Source organism: Pseudomonas sp. BIOMIG1BAC (assembly GCF_001705995.2).
GTDB lineage: Bacteria > Pseudomonadota > Gammaproteobacteria > Pseudomonadales > Pseudomonadaceae > Aquipseudomonas > Aquipseudomonas sessilinigenes.
The window spans coordinates 4628974-4648816 of sequence record NZ_CP049045.1; the positions used below are offsets into that span (position 1 = coordinate 4628974).

Annotated in this window: 20 protein-coding genes; 7 read left to right on the forward strand and 13 right to left on the reverse strand. The window is 59.0% G+C overall.

Annotation, left to right across the window (positions count from 1 at the left end; translation table 11 throughout):
- The first annotated feature begins 95 nt into the window (after nt 1–95).
- Complete coding sequence (locus tag ATY02_RS21500) at nt 96–494, forward strand: Zn-ribbon domain-containing OB-fold protein (RefSeq protein WP_020300790.1); 399 nt, start codon at nt 96–98, stop codon at nt 492–494.
- Nucleotides 494–1684: a thiolase family protein gene (locus ATY02_RS21505; protein ID WP_020300791.1), complete on the forward strand. Its 1191-nt coding sequence runs from the start codon at nt 494–496 to the stop codon at nt 1682–1684. Before ATY02_RS21500 ends, ATY02_RS21505 begins: the two co-directional genes overlap by 1 nt.
- Nucleotides 1685–1693: 9 nt before the next feature.
- Here the strand turns inward: ATY02_RS21505 and ATY02_RS21510 are convergent, their stop codons facing one another.
- The 6 genes from ATY02_RS21510 to ATY02_RS21535 form a co-directional block, all read right to left on the reverse strand.
- Complete coding sequence (locus tag ATY02_RS21510; protein ID WP_020300792.1) at nt 1694–2479, reverse strand: IclR family transcriptional regulator; 786 nt, start codon at nt 2477–2479, stop codon at nt 1694–1696.
- A gap of 88 nt (nt 2480–2567) precedes the next feature.
- Complete coding sequence (locus tag ATY02_RS21515; protein WP_020300793.1) at nt 2568–4154, reverse strand: MFS transporter; 1587 nt, start codon at nt 4152–4154, stop codon at nt 2568–2570.
- Nucleotides 4155–4192: 38 nt separating this feature from the next.
- A complete protein-coding gene (locus tag ATY02_RS21520; RefSeq protein WP_020300794.1) occupies nt 4193–5077 on the reverse strand; it encodes a fumarylacetoacetate hydrolase family protein in 885 nt (294 codons plus the stop codon).
- Nucleotide 5078: 1 nt separating this feature from the next.
- Nucleotides 5079–6029: a VOC family protein gene (locus tag ATY02_RS21525; protein ID WP_032904513.1), complete on the reverse strand. Its 951-nt coding sequence runs from the start codon at nt 6027–6029 to the stop codon at nt 5079–5081.
- Nucleotides 6030–6095: 66 nt separating this feature from the next.
- Nucleotides 6096–6854 carry an SDR family NAD(P)-dependent oxidoreductase gene (locus ATY02_RS21530; protein ID WP_020300796.1) on the reverse strand — a complete coding sequence of 253 codons (759 nt, stop codon included), beginning with the start codon at nt 6852–6854 and terminating at the stop codon, nt 6096–6098.
- A 52-nt stretch (nt 6855–6906) separates the two neighbouring features.
- Complete coding sequence (locus tag ATY02_RS21535; RefSeq protein WP_020300797.1) at nt 6907–7143, reverse strand: ferredoxin; 237 nt, start codon at nt 7141–7143, stop codon at nt 6907–6909.
- Between the two features lie 361 nt (nt 7144–7504).
- Between ATY02_RS21535 and ATY02_RS21540 the strand changes: the two genes are divergently transcribed.
- The 4 genes from ATY02_RS21540 (at nt 7505) to ATY02_RS21555 (ending at nt 11290) form a co-directional block, all read left to right on the forward strand.
- Entirely contained in the window at nt 7505–8767 is a 1263-nt protein-coding gene (locus ATY02_RS21540; RefSeq protein WP_020300798.1) for an MFS transporter, read from the forward strand.
- Nucleotides 8768–8794: 27 nt separating this feature from the next.
- Nucleotides 8795–9115 (forward strand): 2Fe-2S iron-sulfur cluster-binding protein, encoded by a 321-nt coding sequence (locus ATY02_RS21545; RefSeq protein WP_020300799.1) that lies wholly within the window; start codon nt 8795–8797, stop codon nt 9113–9115.
- Between the two features lie 20 nt (nt 9116–9135).
- Nucleotides 9136–10371: an NAD(P)/FAD-dependent oxidoreductase gene (locus tag ATY02_RS21550; protein WP_020300800.1), complete on the forward strand. Its 1236-nt coding sequence runs from the start codon at nt 9136–9138 to the stop codon at nt 10369–10371.
- A gap of 85 nt (nt 10372–10456) precedes the next feature.
- Nucleotides 10457–11290 (forward strand): oxidoreductase, encoded by an 834-nt coding sequence (locus ATY02_RS21555; protein WP_020300801.1) that lies wholly within the window; start codon nt 10457–10459, stop codon nt 11288–11290.
- Between the two features lie 43 nt (nt 11291–11333).
- Here the strand turns inward: ATY02_RS21555 and ATY02_RS21560 are convergent, their stop codons facing one another.
- The 5 genes from ATY02_RS21560 to ATY02_RS21580 form a co-directional block, all read right to left on the reverse strand.
- Complete coding sequence (locus ATY02_RS21560; RefSeq protein WP_020300802.1) at nt 11334–11684, reverse strand: nuclear transport factor 2 family protein; 351 nt, start codon at nt 11682–11684, stop codon at nt 11334–11336.
- Nucleotides 11685–11707: 23 nt separating this feature from the next.
- Nucleotides 11708–13009, reverse strand: coding sequence for an MFS transporter (locus ATY02_RS21565; RefSeq protein WP_020300803.1), 1302 nt, complete (start codon nt 13007–13009; stop codon nt 11708–11710).
- Nucleotides 13010–13041: 32 nt separating this feature from the next.
- Entirely contained in the window at nt 13042–13830 is a 789-nt protein-coding gene (locus ATY02_RS21570; RefSeq protein ID WP_020300804.1) for an SDR family NAD(P)-dependent oxidoreductase, read from the reverse strand.
- A 166-nt stretch (nt 13831–13996) separates the two neighbouring features.
- Nucleotides 13997–15028, reverse strand: a complete 1032-nt coding sequence (locus tag ATY02_RS21575) for a hypothetical protein (RefSeq protein WP_020300805.1) — start codon at nt 15026–15028, stop codon at nt 13997–13999.
- A 51-nt stretch (nt 15029–15079) separates the two neighbouring features.
- Nucleotides 15080–16357, reverse strand: coding sequence for a cytochrome P450 (locus ATY02_RS21580; RefSeq protein WP_020300806.1), 1278 nt, complete (start codon nt 16355–16357; stop codon nt 15080–15082).
- A 182-nt stretch (nt 16358–16539) separates the two neighbouring features.
- Here ATY02_RS21580 and ATY02_RS21585 point away from each other — a divergent pair, with 182 nt between their 5' ends.
- Entirely contained in the window at nt 16540–17205 is a 666-nt protein-coding gene (locus tag ATY02_RS21585) for a TetR/AcrR family transcriptional regulator (RefSeq protein ID WP_020300807.1), read from the forward strand.
- 100 nt (nt 17206–17305) lie between these two features.
- On the opposite strand, the gene ATY02_RS21590 is transcribed toward ATY02_RS21585, so the two are convergent.
- Nucleotides 17306–18910, reverse strand: coding sequence for a phytoene desaturase family protein (locus ATY02_RS21590; RefSeq protein WP_020300808.1), 1605 nt, complete (start codon nt 18908–18910; stop codon nt 17306–17308).
- Between the two features lie 97 nt (nt 18911–19007).
- The gene (locus ATY02_RS21595; RefSeq protein ID WP_032904481.1) at nt 19008–19829 is read right to left on the reverse strand and encodes an SDR family NAD(P)-dependent oxidoreductase; all 822 of its coding nucleotides are present in this window, start codon (nt 19827–19829) and stop codon (nt 19008–19010) included.
- Between the last annotated feature and the right edge of the window lie 14 nt (nt 19830–19843).

Consider the following 19843-nt stretch of genomic DNA (forward strand, 5'->3'; position numbering starts at 1 on the left):
CGCGCCTTTGTCCGGATGAATATATGACACTTTTAGAAAATATGTACAAATGATACCGTATGACTTCAAGTCAAACACTCACCTGCGGACCGCTGATGCCTAGAAAACTGCCTGCACTCAACGCCGACAACCGCGCCTTCTGGCAAGGCGGTCAACAGGGCGAACTGCTCGTTCATCGCTGCGCAGCCTGTAGCCGGTATTTCCACCCGCCCGCCCCGCTCTGCCCGCATTGCGCAAGCTTCGACGTGGCGCCGCAAGCGGTGTCCGGCAAGGGCACCGTACTTAGCTTCACCATCAACTATCAACCCTGGACCCCCGACCTGGAGGTGCCCTATGTGGTGGCGATCATCGAGCTCGTTGAGCAACCCGGCTTGCAGTTCGTGAGCAACGTGGTGGGCATGCCGGTCACGGATGTACATATCGACATGCCGGTACGGGTCAGCTTCCTCAATGTCGAGGATGTGTGGTTGCCTCTGTTCGAGAAGGATCAGTGATGTTCGATCATCGTTATGAAAAAGACGTAGCCATTACCGGTATCGGGCAATCAGAGATCGGCCGACCGTCTACCAAGTCAGCGATGCGCCTGACCCTGGACGCCTGCCTGGAAGCCATTGCGGACGCCGGCCTGCAACGTAGCGACATCGACGGCGTGGCCTGCTGGCCGGGTGATAACAACAATGGCGACCCGTTCTCACCGGTCGGTCCCAGTGCGCTGAAGAGCGCCCTTGGGCTCAACGTCAACTGGTTCGGTGGCGGTTATGAAGGGCCCGGCCCGCTTACCGGGGTCATTAACGGGGCCATGGCGATTGCGGCGGGCCTGTGCAAGCACGTACTGGTGTTTCGCACCATCACCGAAGCGTCAGCCCGTATGCTCAACAAACAGGCCGGCGCACTGACCAACAAAACCCAGGGTCGCGACAGCAGCTACGCCTGGCAGTGGTTTACCCCGTTCAATGTGCAATCGGGCATCAATCTGATGGCGTTGTATGCCCAGCGTCACTTCCATGAATACGGCACCCGACCGGAGCAGCTGGCGCAGATAGCCCTGACGTGTCGCCAGAACGCCATGCGCAACCCCAAGGCGCTGTACCGCACGCCGATGAGCATGGACGACTACATGGCATCGCGAATGATTTCAACGCCTCTGCGCATGTTCGACTGCGACGTGCATTGTGATGCGTCCACCGCCATCATCCTGTCCCGTCGTGATATCGCCCAGGACCAGCCAAATAAACCAATTCGCATCGAGGCCATGGGCGCAGCGTTGAACCAGCCCTGGTCGTGGGATCAGATCTCCCTGACCAAAATGGCCGCCTTCGATGTTGGCGAGATGATGTGGGCACGCACCGACTACACCCCGCAGGATGTTGAATCTGCGCAGTTGTATGACGGATTTTCGATCTTGACCCTGATCTGGCTTGAAGCCCTGGGCCTGTGCCCCATTGGGGAAAGTGGCGCGTTCGTCGAGGGTGGCACGCGCATCGCACTGGAGGGCAGCTTGCCCATCAATACCAATGGCGGGCAGCTGTCTGGCGGACGCACCCACGGCCTGGGTTACGTGCATGAAGCCTGCCTGCAACTGTGGGGTCGTGCCGAAGGCCGGCAAACCCGCGAACACCGCGTCAGTACGGTGGCAGCCGGAGGCGGCCCGCTGGGGGGTAGCCTGCTACTGGTTCGCGAGTAACGGCGCGCCTCAGTAGAGTACGCCGGCCACTTCGCTGCAGAACTCGATCAGCGCCTTGCCCAGTTCGGCAAGGCCCTCTTCATCCCGTTGGCCACGGAACATCACCGCTGACACGGTGAAATCGATGCTGTTGGTTGGTGAGAAGACCGGCGCCGCAATGGCAAGAATCCCCCCCGAAAAATGCCCATCGTCCATTGCCCAACCGCGCTCGGCGGCCTCTCTCACTTCTTCGCGATAGACCTCGAGCGACAGCGGCTGGGCCCAGCGAATCGTCTCGAAACTGCTCTGTACTTCCGGATCGTCGAGGTCGATCTGCGTAGCGAACAACCGGCCGCTGGCGCCCATCAGAATTGGCAGACGCTGACCTTCAGCCATGTCGATACGCACATCGGTCGGGCTCGCGGCGGAACTGACAATGACGATGCGGTCAGGGCTCATTTTGCGCCACAGGGTGATGGTCACCCGCTGGCGTGCAGCCAGGTTCTGCAACAGGGGTTTGGCCATTTGCACGCGGTGACCCTGAGTCACCAATTGTTCAACCAGGCGCGCCAGGCCCAGGCCCACGGTGTAACGCTTGGAAAGGGCACTGAAATCGACCACCTCCTCTTGCACCAGGGTGCGCAGGATGTTGAAGCAGGTACTTGGATTGATTTTCAGTTGCCGGGCGATGTCCACTGAACGTTCCGGCGTGCCCACCTGACTGAGATAGCGCAAGATGCGTATGGCGTTGGATACAGGCTTGACGAGGGTTGCGCCGGCCGATTTGCTGCTGTCGTTGACGTCAGTGAGTTCCATGCCCAATCCAGTAACTTTAGAGTGGCGCCATTCTAACCTGAGAATGATTGGCGCCGTAAAAGTTTTATCTGGGAATTACTCGAACACTTCAATCGGTTAATTTCACTGGCGGCTGATAGATCAAACGACGGGTTTGCAGATCTTCGCGACGAAAACGCTCGATGAGACGCTCTTGGGCCTGGTCGGCCTGGGTCACCCGAACCTGTTGGCGCAAGTATTCCAGCCATGACTCGACAATAAAGCGCTCGCTGTAGAGTTGCGGGTCCGCCATGTCGCGGTACAAACGCCAGTTTTGCGCACCGTTGCGCCGTCGCGCCTTGCCTACCGCGTATACGGCAGCCAGAAATTCATCGCGGTCCGGCGCCGCCACCTGGTACACAATCTCCACCGATACCGGTCCTTCGGAATGGGACACCGGACTGGCCAGCTGGAGTGTGTCGGTCAACTGCACCTCGGCAAAGTCTGCTTCCTGGCCCAGTTCCACATGGCCATTTCGGGTCAGCGCGATGCCGACCAGCAACAACAGTGTCGAGAGCAGCAAGCTCTGGCTCAATCCCAGATACTCGGCCAATGCCCCCCATATCGCACCGCCGGCCGCCATCGCGCCCATCAGGATCAACACATAGACCGATGCGACCCGTGCGCGCACCCAATTGGCGGCATAGGTTTGCACCACCGTTGAAATGGTCGCGTTGACCGCCATCCAGCCGAACCCTGCCAGCAGCAGCATTGCGCAGACCGCGTAGCGGTTGTTGGATAGCGCGGCAGTGAGGGTGGCGAGGGCAAAGGAAATGGCGCCGCAAACCAGCAGATGACGCATGCCCAATACGCGATACAACCGCGGCAAGCTCAGCGCAGCCAATACTGCACCGGCACCAAGAAACGCCATGAGCAAGCCATAACCACCAGCGTCCATACCCAATTCCTGCTTGGCCACCAGTGGCAGCAAGGCCCATAAAGCACTGGCACTCATGGTGAACACAAGAACCTGCTTCATGGCGCTGAACAGGACCGCTGAATGCCGGATATAGCGCAGGCCACTGCGCATGCCACCGGTCAGGGTTTCCGGTGGCAAGCCCACGGCAGGCGGGTTGGGCGCGATACGAAAGAGGAAGAGGAGCACCGCGAACATACACAGCGCGATCACCAGAAATACCGAGGTCGTGTTCCAGTATGCAATCAGTGCACCCGCCAACGCGGGGCCCAAAGCCCGGGTGGCATTGATGGAAATTCCGTTCAAGGACACTGCAGCCGGCACCTGGTCGCGAGGCAGTACGCCGACCATGGTCACCATCCACGCCGACATGCCCAGCGCACTGCCAGTACCGAGCACAAAGGTAAACGCCAACAAGCCCCAGGTTTCCATGTGCGCGCTGTACGCCAGCACACACAACACCAGTGCGGCGAACAGCATCATGCACTGGGTAATGATCAGCCAACTGCGACGGTCTACCCGATCGGCAATCACCCCACCGGGAAAGGCAAACAGAAATACCGGTAGGGTCACGGCGGTTTGCACCAGAGAGACCATGGCTGCCGACGTCGTCAATGTGGTCATGATCCACGCCGCGGCGACCGTCTGCATCCAGATAGCCATGTTGACCACTGCGGCTGCCAGCCATAAACCGCGGAACGCTTTGTTGCGAAACGGCGCCCACGCCGAACCCTCGCTCATCATCACTCCTCAGCGGCTACGCCAGTCAGTTTCAGGGATTACTTGTCCAGCGGCTGACCCAGTCGCCCCGCCGCACGGGCGGGGATGAGTTGGCGTGGCGCAGCGATGGTATTGCTCTGTCGACCGATACCTGCAATCTCAGCCTCGACCCGATCACCCGGCCGTAAAAAACGCCCGCTTTCCAGTCCTACGCCGTGGGTGGATCCGGTAAACACCAGGTCGCCAGGACGCAGACTGATGCGTGCATCCAGATAATTGAGCAACTCATCCAGGGGAAAAATCATCTGCCGGGTATTGTCCTGCTGGCGCAGTTCATAGTTAACGCTCAGGCGCATATCTAAAGCCGGTTGCCCCGTTACACCCAGTTCGTCCGCGGTCACGATCCATGGACCTACCGGTGTGGTGCGGTCCATGGCTTTCTGGGTCAACAGGTCCAGACGACCAATCTGCTTGCCGGCATCGCGCGCACTTATGTCATTGCCCACCGTATACCCCAGCAGGCAGTCGCTGGCATGCGGTTCATCCAGCAACGGGCGGCCCACTACGGCGACCAGTTCCACCTCGTAATCAAGCTGGGTGGTCAGCGGCGAATAATCGATCTCGTCATAGGCACCAACCAGCGCTGACTCCGGTTTCATGTACGCCAACGGGTGCGCCGGAGAATCACTGCCAAGGCGCTTGAGGTGGCTGAGGTAATTGAGGCCCACACCAAAAACCCGGCTACCGGGTTCCAATGGCGCAAGCAGGCGCGCAGCCGACAACGGCAACCATTCGCCACTCGGGTCGAGGGCGTCTGGCGCAAGATCCGCCCCTAGCCCGGCCCAGTGGGCGAAAGGAGCATTAATTCGCCGAAAGCAATCAGCTTGCGCATTCAGCAACGCCCAGAACGCTTGCCCGGCAACTTCGACCCGCGCCAGACGCATGTCAGCGCTTGGCCAAGTAGGTCGGCAGGTACTCGGCGTCGAGCACTTCTTCCGGCGTCTTGACGCTGGCGCCGAGAATTGGCCCGACCATTTCGTGGCCCCACAGGCTGAGTTTTTCTGGATTCAGCTCATAGGGATCGCCTTGCCATGGCTCGATTTCAGCAATGGTCTCGAAGGCGAACCCGGACGGATTGAAATGGTAGAACGACAGATGGGGGTCCTGGGCATGTTGGCCGAGGGTCATCATCATCGGCAGTTCACGCTGACGCACGATGTCGTAGGTCTCACCGACATCACGCACGTTGCGTACAAACAGCCCGACATGCTGCACGCCCATGCGACCCGGTCCGTGACCATAAGCGATGTCATGGCTGGTGTGATGGTTGAGTTTGGAGCGGAAGAAACCGGTTCGTCCCTTGCCCGCACCAGCGCCATACCAGCTGAAACCCATGACATTAAGCAGGAAGTCTTCCAGTTCCGGAGTGTAGTCCGGGGTGATCAGCACCACATGACCCGCACCCCGTTCGTCGGCAAGGAAACCACTGTGCGGGCGGCCCGGCTGGAACGAGCGCGGCAGCCATTTTTGCCCGTAAAACAATTCGTGCTGATACCCCACCGGGTCACGAAAACGCACTAATTCACGCACGCCACGCTTTTCGCACAGCTCAGCATCACCGCGAGTGAAGTCGACATTGGCGGCTGCCAGCTTCTTGATGCCGTCCTCGAACGCCATGCGCCCCACCGCTTCCCAACCGATGTAGACAATGCGGTCTACCTTGCCAGGATGAAAAGCGAAGCGATGCCGACGATCATCGATCTTGAAGTACAGCGAATCGGGATCACTCTCGGGGTTCTTGCCTATGCCAAAACCCATCACCTGAGGGCCGTACTCACGCCACGCTTGGAGATTGGGGGTCTCAAAGCCCATGTAACCGATACCGATGATGTCCACGTTATTCACCTTGTTATTGTTCGAGATGAAAGGGTGCCGGTAGCCCATGCCAGGGCGCCGCGCGTGCTAGATCGCGAGTAACCCGCCATCGATGACGAAGTCCGAACCGGTAATGAATGAAGCCTCATCCGAGGCGACAAAGACCGCCATTGCCACCACTTCCTCGGGTTCGCCGGGGCGATCCATCAATACGCCATCCAGCAGCATGGCGCGCATTTTGGGGTCTTCCAGAAAAGGCCGGGTGCCAGGCGTCGCGACAAATCCCGGGCTCAAACTGACCGCACGTATACCGAACGGCGCCCCTTCTACCGCCAACTGGCGAGTGAAGGACACCACAGCGCCCTTTGCAGCCGAATGCGCGGAAATGCCGGCCACTTTCGAGCCACCCCATGCAGCGGTGGACGATACATTGATGATCACTCCGCGCTGTTCGGCCAAGTGGTGCCATGCATATTTGGTGGTATAGAACAGCAGGTCGATTTCGTTGCGCATGGTGTACTGCCAATCTTCGATCGACAGCTCGCTGACCAGCCCGAAGCGTGCGGCGGAAGCGTTGTTGTACAGGATGTCGATGCGCCCGTGTTCAGCCACGGCGGCATCGATCCAGGCCTTGGCCTGTTCATGATCACCCAGGTCCACGGGTGCCGAGCCGTACAGGGTAAAACCCTCGGCCTGCATCAACGCTGCAGTCTCCTCGTGACCTTCGGCATTGAAATCGCAACCGACCACAATCGCCCCTTCACGGGCAAAACGTAGCGCCGCAGCCCTGCCCTGGCCGCCGCCTGTACCGGTTATCAGCGCGACCTTGTTTGGTAATCGACCCATTAGCACATCCTCACCTCAGTGGTTATCACGTTTGCGGCAGGCGCTCACGCCATCAAACGGCTTCGTCATCCGGGGTGATGGGCTCAAGCCAGATGGCCTCCGCGGGGCAAGCGGCTGCACCCTCACGAGCCTCCTCCTCCAACTCCGGCGGCACGCGGGCATCGTCGAGGTACACCATGCCATCGGCATCAAGCTTGTACAGGCTGGGGCAAATCGCAGCACACAAACCATAACCACAGCAGCGGCTTCGGTCGGCCACCGCTTTGAACTGCGCTTTTTCTGAACTCATTTTTTTCTCCTTTATCAGGTTCAGCTTTTGCAAATTATGAACACTTATTTATTTTATGTGCAATTAATTTTTAACGCGGATATGCTGAGGCTCATCCGCTGTCCCTGATCATTGCCTTGGCTTAAAAAAAGGGAATCGCAGCAGGATGTTGAACACGGCTGGCTTCAGAGTGATTCAACCGTGGGTGCAACGCATGAAATTCGTTTGTCCGTTAGTCAGATAGCTGCGCTGGACAAAGCCGAATTTCTGATTTTATTCTGATTAAAAAACCAGATTCTGTTCAAAGAATCTGCTGGCGGTGATTCACATCACCACTTGTAGCAGTGCTTGGCTCAACAAAACCTATAAGGAAGCCAACTCCATGCACCCGTCTAGAAACGAAGCGGCAATCGATCTGCGCGAATTCCGCCAAAGCTGGAAAATCCTGATTTTGTCGGTCGCCGGAGTGGCCATCAGCATCAACGCCGCCCTGCTCTATGGTTTCGGCACACTGGTCGTGCCGCTCGGCGATGCCTTTGGCTGGAGCAAAAGTGAGCTGCAAGCCTGCATCACCTTTCTGTTTGGCGGCGCGGTGGTGTCATTGCAGTTGGTGGGTTGGTTCAACCTGCGCTACGGCATGAAGCGCGTTACCGTTATTTCCCTGCTGTTGTTGTCACTCGGTTACCTGGCAACCACGCAGCTGACCCAATCGATCTGGTCGATGTACATCGCCTTTGCACTGCTGCCCATCGTCGGCATGGGCGCGCTGGCCGTAACCTGGACCCAGCTGATCAGTCTTTGGTTCGACAGCAATCGCGGCCTGGCGCTCGCCATTGGTCTGTCCGGGACTGGTGTCACTGCCGCCATCATTCCCCGGCTGATGGCCTGGGGCATCGAGCAATGGGACTGGCGCGCGGCCTTCGTGATTCTCGCGCTGCTCAATCTGTTGGTGCTGCTGCCGCTGATTCTGCTGTGGTTCAAACTACCCTCTGTTGCCGGTCACCGTGACGGCGGGCGTGCGCTGGAGCAATTGCCCGGCATGTCTTTTCGTGAAGGCATGGGCTCGCTGAAATTCTGGACCTGTAACCTGGCGCTCAGCCTGGTGATTTCTTCGATTGTCGGCATGGTCACCAGCACCGTGCCCATGCTGCAAGCCCGAGGCCTATCCGCGGGGGACGCGGCCACCATTTTCAGCTGCTTTGGTATTTCGCTGATCTTCGGCCGCATGCTTATCGGCTATCTGCTCGATCGTCTGTGGCCGCCGATTGTGTCTGCGATCAGCCTGGTGCTGCCCGCTATCGGTTGTTTCATCTACCTGAGCCCGACCACCGAATTTGCCCCGCTCATGCTGGCGGCGGTGCTGGTTGGTTTTGGCGCCGGGGCGGAGTTCGATATTGCCGCGTTCCTGATTGCCCGCTACTTCGGCTTGCGCGAATACGGCCGCCTGTTCGGCGTGCATCAGGGCCTCAATACCGTGGCTTCGGCGCTGGCGCCGTTGCTCTTTGCGTACATGCTGGCGCGCACCGGATCGTATAACGCCATGCTGGTTTATAGCGCCGCCTGCTGCCTGATCGGTCCGCTGTTGCTACTGACCCTTGGGCGAGTGCCGCACTTCAACGTGCAAACCATTCCCAGCCAATCCTGAGCCCCCTAACAAGAATCGGAGCAGAACATGCCCACATTGACATTTATTGAACACAACGGCACCGCCCATCAAGTCAAAGGCGACATCGGCCAGTCGGTGATGCAAGCCGCGACCTTCGCCTCGGTGCCGGGTATTTCTGCCGACTGCGGTGGTGCCTGCAGTTGCGCCACCTGTCACACCTATGTCGACGAGGCCTGGCTGGGCAAGGTGCAAGCGGCGGAAGGCATGGAGAACGACATGCTCGAGTACGCTTTCGAACGTCGCGACAGCAGCCGCTTGAGCTGTCAAATGATCATCAGCGAAGACATGGACGGCATGGTTTTGCACCTGCCGTCGTCGCAATTCTGAATGCGCGTGAAGGAGTTCCCATGACCCTCGCCTCAGTCGTTATCGTCGGTGCTGGCCAGGCCGGATTTCAGGTCGCTGCCTCCCTGCGCCAGGAAGGCTTTGACGGGCGCATCACCCTGATCGGCGATGAGCCAGGCCTGCCCTACCAGCGCCCGCCATTGTCCAAAGCCTATCTGCTCGGCAAGATCCAGGCGACCAATCTGCTGTTTCGTCCTGCTGATTTCTACACCACCCAGCGCATTGAACTGCTGCATGACCAGGCGACCGCGATCGACCGCCTGAACCGACGCGTGGTGTTAGCCTCGGGTGCTGCTGTCAGTTACGACCATCTGGTACTGGCGACCGGAGCCCACAACCGCCCCCTGCCGGTTCCCGGCGCAGAGTTGCCGCAAGTGTTCGGTATCAAAACCAAAGCCGATGCCGACGCCCTGGCGCCGCTGGCGAAAGAAGCGCGCAACGTGGTGGTGATTGGAGCCGGGTTTATCGGCCTCGAGTTTGCGGCGGTGGCCGCTGCCCTAGGGGCTAATGTGCACGTACTGGAGCTGGGCGAGCGTCCCATGGCTCGTGCCGTGTCGCGGGAAATGTCGGAATTGTTTCGCCAGGCCCATGAAGCGTGGGGCGTCCATTTTGACTTCCGCCAGGGTTTAAGCCGCATCGACGGCGATAACGGCAAGGTGTGCGCGGTACAAACCGGTGACGGACGTGCACTCCCTGCTGACCTGGTGGTGTTTGGTATCGGTGTGATTCCCAATGCGCAGCTGGCGACTGAAGCCGGTCTGGACATCGAGAACGGCATCAAGGTGGACGCCAGCCTGCTGACCTCTGACCCGCAAATTTCCGCGGTAGGCGATGTCGCCAGCTTCCCGTGCCTGCAAAACAATGAGTTACACACCCGCCTCGAGTCGGTGCAGAACGCCATCGACCAGGCCCGCACAGTGGCTGCACGCTTGATGGGTAAACCGGCACCTTATAGCGCCCTGCCCTGGTTCTGGACCGATCAAGGCAACTTGAAACTGCAGATCGCCGGACTCTCGCATGGCTATGACAGTACCGTCGTGCTCGGTTCAGTCGAAGAACATCAAGCGTCTGTGCTGTGTTTCCGCAATGACCGTCTGGTGGCCGTGGAGTCCTGCAATCGCATGGGCGATCACATGGCGGCGCGCAAGATTCTTGCTCGCGCGCCCAAGCTGACGGCAGTTGAGGCCGCCACTGACGGGTTCGATCTGAAAGCTTGGGAAGCGGCCAACCGCGACTGAACGTCGTACTGATCTTTCACACCCGCTGCCGCGCCCGCCTTAAAGCTGACGCGGCATTTTTTTGCACAACGACTGGAGCGATGCAATGAACAAAGTCTGGTTTATTACCGGTGCGGCCCGAGGCTTGGGTGCTGCCATTGCCAAAGCCGCATTGGCTGATGGTGACAGCGTGGTGGTCAGCGCCCGGCGTATCGAACCGCTGGAAATTGTCTTTGCCGAGTACGGCGAACGCGTGCTGGCAGTGGCCCTGGATGTGACCGACGAAGCCCAGGCACTGGCTGCCGTAGAAACTGCCGTGGCGCGTTTTGGCCGAATCGATGTGCTGGTCAACAACGCCGGTTATGGACAACTGGCGCCGTTTGAAGACAATTTCGCCAGCGACGCCGACCAGCAGTTCGCGACCAATGTGTTCGGTGTGTTCAACGTCTGCCGCGCCGTGCTGCCTGTCATGCGTCAGCAACGCAGTGGCCGGGTGTTCAACGTGTCTTCAATGGGTGGCATGGTCGGGATGGGTGGTGCGGCGCTGTACTGCGCGTCTAAATTTGCTGTGGAAGGTTTTTCCGAATCCCTGGCCCAGGAAGTGGCGCAGTTCGGGATCAAGGTCACGCTGGTGGAGCCCGGGGTTTTCCGTACCGACTTTCTCGACCCCAGCTCCGCGGTCTTCGGTACACGCGGGTTGGAGGATTACGCTGCATTCACCGCCAAGGTCAAAGGCGCTTCGGCCGCCTACAACCATCAGCAAACCGGCAACCCGGCTAAACTGGGCGATGCGCTGGTGCTCCTGGCCAACAGCGAACATCCACCGTTGCGTTACCTGGCGGGTTCAGACGCTTATCAGCAGGTCAGCGACAAGCTCAACAGGATGCTCGCGGAAATCGAGCAATGGCAGCAGCTGTCCCATTCCACCGATGGCGTCTAGGCGACGACGCGCACAGCCTTTCTGACAAGGCTGTGCGCAACGATTACTGGTTGATGAAGTAACGTACGGACAACTTTCCTTCTTCAAACCGATACAACTCGATCGTCTCGATACCGCCTTCCTGCTCGCGAAAGGCGTTCAGGTGATGGCACGCCGCTTCATTGCCATTGACGATGCACTGGCGCACTTCAACGCGAATCTTCGGTTGCTGCTGCGCCCACATGCCTTCCAGTACCTGCCAGGCATCGGCCTGGGGCTTGCCGACGTATTCGATACTCAAGCCGTTGGCCGAGACGCTGCGGTAGTGAGCGAAAAAGCCGTCTTTGTCGCCCCGGTTCCAGCAGTCGATCTGCCCGTGCAGAAAGTGCTCGATGGTGTGTTTGTCCATGCTCATTTCACGTTCATCCTCAAGTGGGTTCAGGCATGTGGTCGTAGCTGGAGGTTTTGCTGACGGGCGAGGAATTTTGGCTCCATTCTCAACCACAGCAGAATGGTCGGGCCGACAATGGCGCAGCAGAAACAGCACACCAGCACAGCGGAATAGCTGCCGTACAGGTCATAGAGATGGCCGAACAGCATGGGTACCAGACCGGAGACAATGGTGATCAGGCACAGGTGCAGACCAAATATCCGCGCGTAGTCTTTCAAGCCGAAATAGCGCGCCATCAGGAATGCCGCCAGATCGAACTCAGCTCCGGCACTGGCGCCGATGCACAGGGTCGCCAGCACCAGCAACGGTGTGTTTTGCGCCCCGCCAAAGAGAAAGATCGCGCAGCCCAATGCGGGTAGCGCCAGGCTCACGGCGGCCACTACTGAAGGTGAATAGCGGTCCAGCAGATAACCCACCAACAAGCGCCCGCCGATGATGGAAATACCAAAGGTACTGAAGATCTGACTGGCTTGCTGCGCACTCAGGCCCTTGCTTTGCAGCATCGGCACCATGTTGGTGACCATGCCGACGGTCAACGACACCGACAATATCAATGCAACGTTAAAGCCCCAGTACATCCCTGAGCGCACTGCTTGTTTGAAGGACATGCCGGACAGCTCCGGAAGTTCCTTCTGCGTTGTCGCGTCAGGACTGGCGAGCAGCGCCGGCATGCGCAGCCACATCAATGACAAGGGCAACGTAAACAACAAAGGCATCGCCCCCAGCGCAATAAACCCGGCTTGCCAACCGTAGGCGGCAATCAGCCGCGACAACAGCGGTGGCAGAATCATCGCCATCAGCCCGGTGCCACACAGAATCACGGCCAGCGCCAAACCACGGTTACGCTCGAACCAGAGGTTGACCAGTTGCGTCCAGGTGATCGCAATGGTTCCGGCACAAATGATCGGCATGCTGAAAAACGCCAGGTACAACCAGCCGATCGAACCCTCAATCCGCGTGATCGCAAAGTAACCGACGATCTGCAGCACGATCGAAACAATCGCTACCCGGCGCAGCCCGAACCGACGGTACAGCCAGCCGACCAGTTGCGTGGAAATCGCCACACCGGCGAACAGAAAGGTGATGGAGGCCTGCAAGTCGCCCCGGCTCCAGCCGAACGCCTGTTCCAGCGGAATCACCAGGGTGCCGAAGGCGTACAGCAACGCAGCGGTAATACTGGTGCAGATGCCAAACAGGCCCACGACAACCACGCGCCAGCCGCGCTTGAACTCGGAAAAATCATTGCCGGCGTGGGCCGTGGTGTTGCTACTGCGTGTATCCGATGTCATGACCTGACTCCCATCGCGGACGTGCGGGTTGATTAATGGCCCTTGAGGATTTCTTCGACCTTGGGCAGCGCGATCATGGTGGCGCCGCCATCCACCAGCAGCGAAGTGCCAGTGATATAGGAAGCCTCGTTGGAGGTCAGAAACAGCACGGCGTTGGCAATGTCGGCGGACTCGCCCAGACGCCCTACCGGGAAATGTGCAGCGAGTTTATGCGGCAGTTCATTGCCCAGGGTTTCGAGCATGTGATCAGTGCCGATCAGTCCGGGCTCGACGACGTTGACCAGAATATTCATGGCACCGAATTCCACCGCCAGGCCGCGGGCGAAGGCATTCATGAAGGCTTTGCTGGAACCATAGGCAATCAGGCGAGGGGTGTATTTGCGGTTGGCTTCGCCGGACGAGATGAAAATCAGCCGGCCTTTGTCGGCTGCTTTCGACAGATAAGGTGCGCAGTCCTTGGCCAACCAGAACAACGATTGAATATTGCTGCGAACGATGTGATCAAACGTATCATCGGCCATTTCGGCGATCAGCCCGTGACTGGTATCGGCAGCGCAATGCACCACGATGTCCAGGCCACCAAAGTGCTCTACACCATCTTGCACCATTGACTTGATCGCCTCGCGGTCGGCGATGTCGCCACCGACCAGGCAGGCTTGCGCGCCCAGGGCCTTGATCTGTGCGATCGTTTCTTCACCGTATCGAGCGGTGCGTGCCGACACCACCACCTTGGCGCCTTCTCGGGCATAGGCCAGGGCAATGGCGCGACCCATGCCTCGACCTGCACCGGTGACCAGCACGACTTTGTCGCGGAATTTCATCGTGATTCCTCATTGTTGTTATTGGTGGAGGCTACTGATACAACGCGTACGCTCCCCTGTAGGAGCTGCCGAAGGCTGCGATCTTTTGATCTTGCCTTCAAAAGTCAAAGTCAAAAGATCGCAGCCTTCGGCAGCTCCTACAGGGGTAAAGGTTTCGGTCAACTGTTTACAGGTCTTTGCCTGGCACATTGCGGGCCGAGCCATTACGCCGGTCCGATTCACCCCAGCCCAGCCAGTGTGAAGGCTCACGGGTATCGCCAACCCGACGCCAACGGCCTTCCTGCTGCGCAGTGATCGGGAAGCCACCGACGAAGTCGATCATCTCGCCCTTCTCATCAGGCAAAAACTCCCACTCTTCCTTGCCTTCCAGCACGATTTTCGCGGATTTGAGGAAGTAGCTTCCGTCCTTGTGTTCGGTGTTTCCTTCGATATCGGTGGTGACCCGAACCTCGCCTTTTTCATTGTTGAAAATGGCGTAGCCCAAGTGGTCGTGACCGACCATGAAAGAGCCGGTATCCCAGGTGCCATCTTTATAAACGGTGACGAAGGACCACCAGATCACATGCTTGTTGTTGTTCACCACCAAGTCTTTCTTGAAGTGAATGGCGCCGCCTTCGGCCATGTAGAACTGGTCCAGCGCCATGGCGCCTTTCACCGGACGCCCCTCGCAGACACCGGCGATATCCCACAACTGCGAAACATAAAAGGTGCCCCATTCCACGCCTGGCAGGTACCACTGCAAACCTGGGCCAAGCAGTCGGCCTTCGAGGTGAAACAGGCCTTCTTCCTTCCAGGTCAGGCGTTCGCTGCTGGCGGTGATCTCCCAAGAGTTGCCGGGTTCGCCCGGGTGGCTGGCCCAACGTGCGACATCGCCTTCCAGGCTGTGTACCGGCAGTGGTGTCAGCGCCTGGCGGGCCATTTTTTCGTGGTCCATGCGCAGGTTGACGTTATCGACGTGATTGTTCAGGTAGAAGAACTTGGTTGGGTTGGGGGTGCCATTGGGCGCCATCAGCGACCGTACGAATGAGTAAATGTTGCCTTGCTCATCGCGCACAGAACCGAACGGCGAACTTTTGCTCAGGTGCAGGCCGAAGAAGCCGCGTTCGGCTGACATCGAAGCGCCGGTGACCTTGTGCGGCCCAACCAGTTGTTGAAAGCCGAAATCACCGCGTTCTGGAATGGTTTTAAACGTTCTCATGATGCCCTCTGTTGTTTTTGTTGAGGCAGGGAAACGGGATTACAGCGTGATTCAGTCCCAGATCACCGGGAGCGTGGACACGCCTCGCAATTGCGCTCCGCCGATCTGCGGGACGGGTTGGCTCGGGTCGAGTCGCAAGTTGGGAAAGAGGTCGAGGATGGCGTTGACAGCGCAGCTGATTTCCACTTTGGCGACGAACTGACCGATACACATGTGCGGGCCGAAGCCAAAACCAAAGGAGGGTTTTGGCTTGCGATCAATGTCGAATACCTCAGGGTTTTCAAACGCATCTTCGTCGCGGTTGGCGGACACCACCATGCACTGGACGAACGAACCCTTGGGGATTTTCACGCCGTGAAATTCCACTTCCCGGGCGGTTTCGCGCACCTTGAAAGTGGCCACGGGTTCAAAGCGCGTGGTTTCGTCCATCAGCTTGCCGATCAATGAGCGGTCGGCCTTGACGCGTTCCAGCAAGCCGGGCGTGGTCAAGAGCAAAGTCATTACCGAGCCAAACATGCGCGTGGTGGTTTCGCCCGCGGCTGGCAAAAGCGAGCGAGTGAAGGTGATCACCTCGTGGTCATCCAGCGTGCGCCCTTCGTACTCCGCGCGCAGCAAACGCCCGACCACATCATCGCCCTGGCTGCCCTCGGCACGACGTTGCACCACCACCTCGGCAAGCGCGTCGTACAGACCTTTGACAGCGATGCCGGCCTGACGTCGCGCTTCAACCATTTTGCTCGGGTCAATCTGGTTGCCGCCGACAATGGCCAAGGCCCACGCGGCGTATTGCTTGTACTTGGAGGGCTCATCCGAGGGGAAGCCCATCAAAGCGTACATGACGCGAATCGGCAGCTCGAGGCCGAACTTCATCAAGTCGGCCTTCTTTGCCGGCAACATCGGCTGGATGTACTCCTCGCGAATCACTTGATCGATCTGCGGGCGCCACTTGTTCACGGTCTCCGGCATAAAGGCCGGTTGCAGCAAGGCGCGCACCTTACGGTGCTCGTCACCGTCCATGGCAAGAATGATCAAACCATCGAAAAACGCGCCAAGACCTTCGGCAATAAAACCGCTGGTATAGGTCGCACCATCGCGCAGGACAGTCATTACATCCTGGTATTTGAACAAGGCGAAGGTCGGGCGAGTGCCCTGCTGGGTGCCGGCATTCGTCGGCACGCCAAACTGGGTGATGAAGTCGCCTTCATAGATGGGCGATTTCAGCCGTTGCTCGCGGCACACCGCGTGAATATCCAGGTCGGTGCCCCGATACATTTCCGACACAGCGGAGTATGCGGTTGCCAGGTCCAGTGCTGCGCTTTCGTTGCTCATCAGGAGCTCCTGTCTTGTTTTTATTCTTCTTGCACACCAAGATTGTCCGGCTGCCGACCCATGGTATGTGGTTGTGTCTGCGCCGGTAGTCCGCTTCGTTTGACTTGGGGTCAAACGAAGGCCCCCGGGGAAATGCTTCAAGGTGTGAATAACCTGGCCAAAACTGGCATGAGGAGGACGAGGTGGCGGTAAAGGCAGGAGAAGGTGGCGAACAGGGCAAACGCAATACGATGAATCGCCTGCTCGCGGCAGCGCGCGTGGAGTTCGCCAGAAAAGGCCTGGCCGGTGCGCGCGTGGAAGAAATTGCCCGGGAAGCCGGCGTTACCAAACAGCTGGTCTACCACTACTACAACTCCAAGGAAGGCCTGTTTGTAGCGGTACTGGATGAGTCTTCGGACAACATCATGTCCGAGCTGGTCAACCTCAATGTCGAAGAGCTTTCACCGCCAGTGGCGATGCGCGCCGTGCTCAACCATTTTTTTGACCAGTACCGTCTGGACCCCTTCCTCGGCAGCCTGGCGCTGGAAGGCATTCGCTACCATGACACCCACGAAACACCTCGCAACCATTTTCTGGAAATGGCACCGAAGCTGATCGCCAAGCTCGACGCGATTTTGTTGCGGGGTGCGGCCAGTGGTGATTTTCGCGCAGACATCAACCCGCGCCTGTTGTTGGCCAGCGCTTCGCTGGTGACTACTGGCTGGTTCACCAACCGCTATTCGATGTCGGCACTTGCCGGGCTGGATACGGACTCGGAGCAAGGCATGGCCACCTGGCGTCAGTACTCGGCGGATTTTGTGCTGGCGAGTATTTCGCTGGGCGCAGAAAAAAACGTCGACGGCGTTTAAGCACCGTTCACACACTCTCGCCCAATGAGCTTTCCCTGTGGAAGCAGGCTTGTTCCCACAGGGGGGGGGTTGCTTAGGGGCTTGGAATCAGCGACCCGCTTCAGTCAGCCTTTTTACGCAAATACTTGCTCACCCGCTTGGCCGCCAACCGCCCGGCCATGCCGTTTACCCCACCGCCCGGATGAATGCCGGCACTCCCTAAATACAGTCCCGCCACCGGCAAGGTATCGCCTCCCAAACCGTACGCCGGGCGCATGGTGCTCGAGCGCATCGAGGTGGTGTCGATATGCACCACGCAGCCATTCACCGTGTTCAAGCGCGCAGTAAAATCCGGAGCAGCCTCGATATGTCGGCCAATCACCTGCCCCTCGATCCCATCGATGTAGTCATACAGCTGTTCCTGCACCTGGTCGGCCACCCGCTCACGCAGCGCGTCCCAACCTTCATTGGGATTCACCGGCATCACCGGCGGATAGATGTACAACACATCCTGCCCGGTTGGCGCTTGTGAAGGGTCGGCCGCACTGGGTGCGGCCACGGTGATATAGGGCAACTTCGGTACTTCACCACGGGCGCAGGCGGCGAAGTTTTCCAGCACGGCTTCTTCGGTGCCGATCAGCATGACGGTTTTACGCAAATCCACGCCATCGCCGCGAATGGCAGCAAAACGCGGCAAAGAAATCTGCCCACGCAGGGCAACATCCACCTTCAATGGTCCCGACCCTCTGCCGTTAGCAGGTGCCATGGCGATACGGGTCAGCAGGTGTTGAGGGATTTCACCACGGGTAACCATGTCCAACGCCGGCTTGGGGTGGCAGCCGGCAATGACCGCACGTGCGGTGAACTGACGACCATCAGCCAGTTTCACGCCTTTGATCAGACCGTCCCTGGCAACGATTTCACTGACGCTGGCCGACACCAGCACTTGCCCGCCCAGCTCTTCCAGTCGAGTCTGCATGGCATTGCTCAACTGCTGCATGCCACCCAATACCCGGCCCACGCCAAAACGATGAAGGAAACCGAGCAAGGCGTAATAGATGCCACCGCCATCGGCGCTGATATCCCCTGCCAGCCCAGTGAGTGCACACATCGCGGAAATGGTCACCGGATGCTCGAAGCGCTCACGTGCCGCCTGCAACGCGGAGCCTGTCATCAGCGCCATCAGCTCGGGTTTCAGCGCTTTGTGTTTGATGGCGGTGCCAAGCATTTTCAGCTTCACGCCGAGGTTTGTTTTGGCCGGGTCGACACGCATCATCGGCAGCGCGATATCGAGGAACATGTCGATGACTTTCATGAACTGCAGAAACGCCTCGGCATCCTTGCTGCTGAACCGGCGGATCTCGGCGGCGGTTTTCTCGCGATCGCGCCAGAAGATCAGAGATTGGCCATCCGGATGCAAGTACACATACCCCGGCGCAAGCTCTATCGATTTGAAACCGTGTCGATCAAGTCCCAGCTCCGCTGGCACATGGGAATGCACGCGCATCGACATCATGTCCAGGGCACAGGGATGAACCAGATGCTGCGGCGCTTCGGGTATCAGGTAACCCGAGGAGGCCATCCCGCCGACCTTGTCCAATGCCTCCAGAACCAGCACCTTCTTGCCTTCCAGGCCCAGGTAGCAGCCAGCCGAAAGGCCATTGGTGCCACCGCCGACGATGATCACATCAAAATCCGTAGTGCTCGCATTTTGGTTCTGGTTCATCAATTAATTCCAAGTCGAGTTCAACCACAGCGGCGCGCGGCGGCTATGGCGGCAAAGATCAGCCGCGGCGCACCGCACGGGATGCGCCGGGCAAGGGTTACATGCCGGTGCGGCCCATCTGCGCAAACAGCGCGCGCATCGCCACCAGGGAGGGGGTGTGGCTGCTGAAACCACCATCAGCGACCAGCGTGGTGCCCGTGACAAATGAGGATTCGTCACTGGCCAGGAACGCCACCACATCGGCAATCTGCCGAGGCGTGCCCAGCTCGGCAGTGCAGTGGTTGTCGCGCAGGATGTCGAGCAAGGGTTCAGGCATGGCGTGTTCCGAAGGCGCCAGGCCGATCTGCACGGCGTTGCCGCGAATGCCTTGTTTGCCGTATTGCGAGGCGACCATGCGCGGCAGCATCATCAGCCCCGCCTTGGAGGTGGCGTAGCCGGTCAGGGACATATCGCCCTGCATGCCCAGACCCGAGGTGGCGAAGATAATCGAGCCCTTGCCGTTCTCCAGCATGACCGGAATCACATGCTTGGTGCACAGCACCGCGCCACGCAGGTTGACGGCGATGGCGCGGTCCCAGGCCTGCATGTCGAGGTTGACGAAATCGCGGTCTAGCTGACGTTGCTCGGCGTTCAGGATCGCCGCGTTGTTGTGCAGAATGTCGATACGGCCGAAATGCTGTTTAACCTGAGCAACCATCGCGCGCACGGCGTCTTCCGAGGAGACGTCGGTGGCGATCGCCAAGGCTTGATGCCCCTCGGCGAGGAGTGACTGGGCCACAGCTGTGGCCCCCTCGAAATTGATATCGACCACCGCAATACTTGCACCATGCGACGCCAGCACCCGTGCGCACTCAGCGCCCAGGCCGCCACCGGAGCCGGTAATAATGGCCACTCGTCCTGCCAGTTTTCCTGTGCTCATGCTCTGTTCCTTAT

What these genes read in the sequence shown, in the direction of transcription:
- ATY02_RS21570 (WP_020300804.1), bottom strand. Translation starts at nt 13,830, where the DNA reads ATGAAATTCCGCGACAAAGTCGTGCTGGTCACCGGTGCAGGTCGAGGC.
- ATY02_RS21560 (WP_020300802.1), bottom strand. Translation starts at nt 11,684, where the DNA reads ATGAGCATGGACAAACACACCATCGAGCACTTTCTGCACGGGCAGATC.
- ATY02_RS21555 (WP_020300801.1), top strand. Translation starts at nt 10,457, where the DNA reads ATGAACAAAGTCTGGTTTATTACCGGTGCGGCCCGAGGCTTGGGTGCT.
- ATY02_RS21565 (WP_020300803.1), bottom strand. Translation starts at nt 13,009, where the DNA reads ATGACATCGGATACACGCAGTAGCAACACCACGGCCCACGCCGGCAAT.
- ATY02_RS21500 (WP_020300790.1), top strand. Translation starts at nt 96, where the DNA reads ATGCCTAGAAAACTGCCTGCACTCAACGCCGACAACCGCGCCTTCTGG.
- ATY02_RS21550 (WP_020300800.1), top strand. Translation starts at nt 9,136, where the DNA reads ATGACCCTCGCCTCAGTCGTTATCGTCGGTGCTGGCCAGGCCGGATTT.
- ATY02_RS21545 (WP_020300799.1), top strand. Translation starts at nt 8,795, where the DNA reads ATGCCCACATTGACATTTATTGAACACAACGGCACCGCCCATCAAGTC.
- ATY02_RS21520 (WP_020300794.1), bottom strand. Translation starts at nt 5,077, where the DNA reads ATGCGTCTGGCGCGGGTCGAAGTTGCCGGGCAAGCGTTCTGGGCGTTG.
- ATY02_RS21575 (WP_020300805.1), bottom strand. Translation starts at nt 15,028, where the DNA reads ATGAGAACGTTTAAAACCATTCCAGAACGCGGTGATTTCGGCTTTCAA.
- ATY02_RS21535 (WP_020300797.1), bottom strand. Translation starts at nt 7,143, where the DNA reads ATGAGTTCAGAAAAAGCGCAGTTCAAAGCGGTGGCCGACCGAAGCCGC.
- ATY02_RS21510 (WP_020300792.1), bottom strand. Translation starts at nt 2,479, where the DNA reads ATGGAACTCACTGACGTCAACGACAGCAGCAAATCGGCCGGCGCAACC.
- ATY02_RS21505 (WP_020300791.1), top strand. Translation starts at nt 494, where the DNA reads ATGTTCGATCATCGTTATGAAAAAGACGTAGCCATTACCGGTATCGGG.
- ATY02_RS21515 (WP_020300793.1), bottom strand. Translation starts at nt 4,154, where the DNA reads ATGAGCGAGGGTTCGGCGTGGGCGCCGTTTCGCAACAAAGCGTTCCGC.
- ATY02_RS21580 (WP_020300806.1), bottom strand. Translation starts at nt 16,357, where the DNA reads ATGAGCAACGAAAGCGCAGCACTGGACCTGGCAACCGCATACTCCGCT.
- ATY02_RS21590 (WP_020300808.1), bottom strand. Translation starts at nt 18,910, where the DNA reads ATGAACCAGAACCAAAATGCGAGCACTACGGATTTTGATGTGATCATC.
- ATY02_RS21595 (WP_032904481.1), bottom strand. Translation starts at nt 19,829, where the DNA reads ATGAGCACAGGAAAACTGGCAGGACGAGTGGCCATTATTACCGGCTCC.
- ATY02_RS21540 (WP_020300798.1), top strand. Translation starts at nt 7,505, where the DNA reads ATGCACCCGTCTAGAAACGAAGCGGCAATCGATCTGCGCGAATTCCGC.
- ATY02_RS21530 (WP_020300796.1), bottom strand. Translation starts at nt 6,854, where the DNA reads ATGGGTCGATTACCAAACAAGGTCGCGCTGATAACCGGTACAGGCGGC.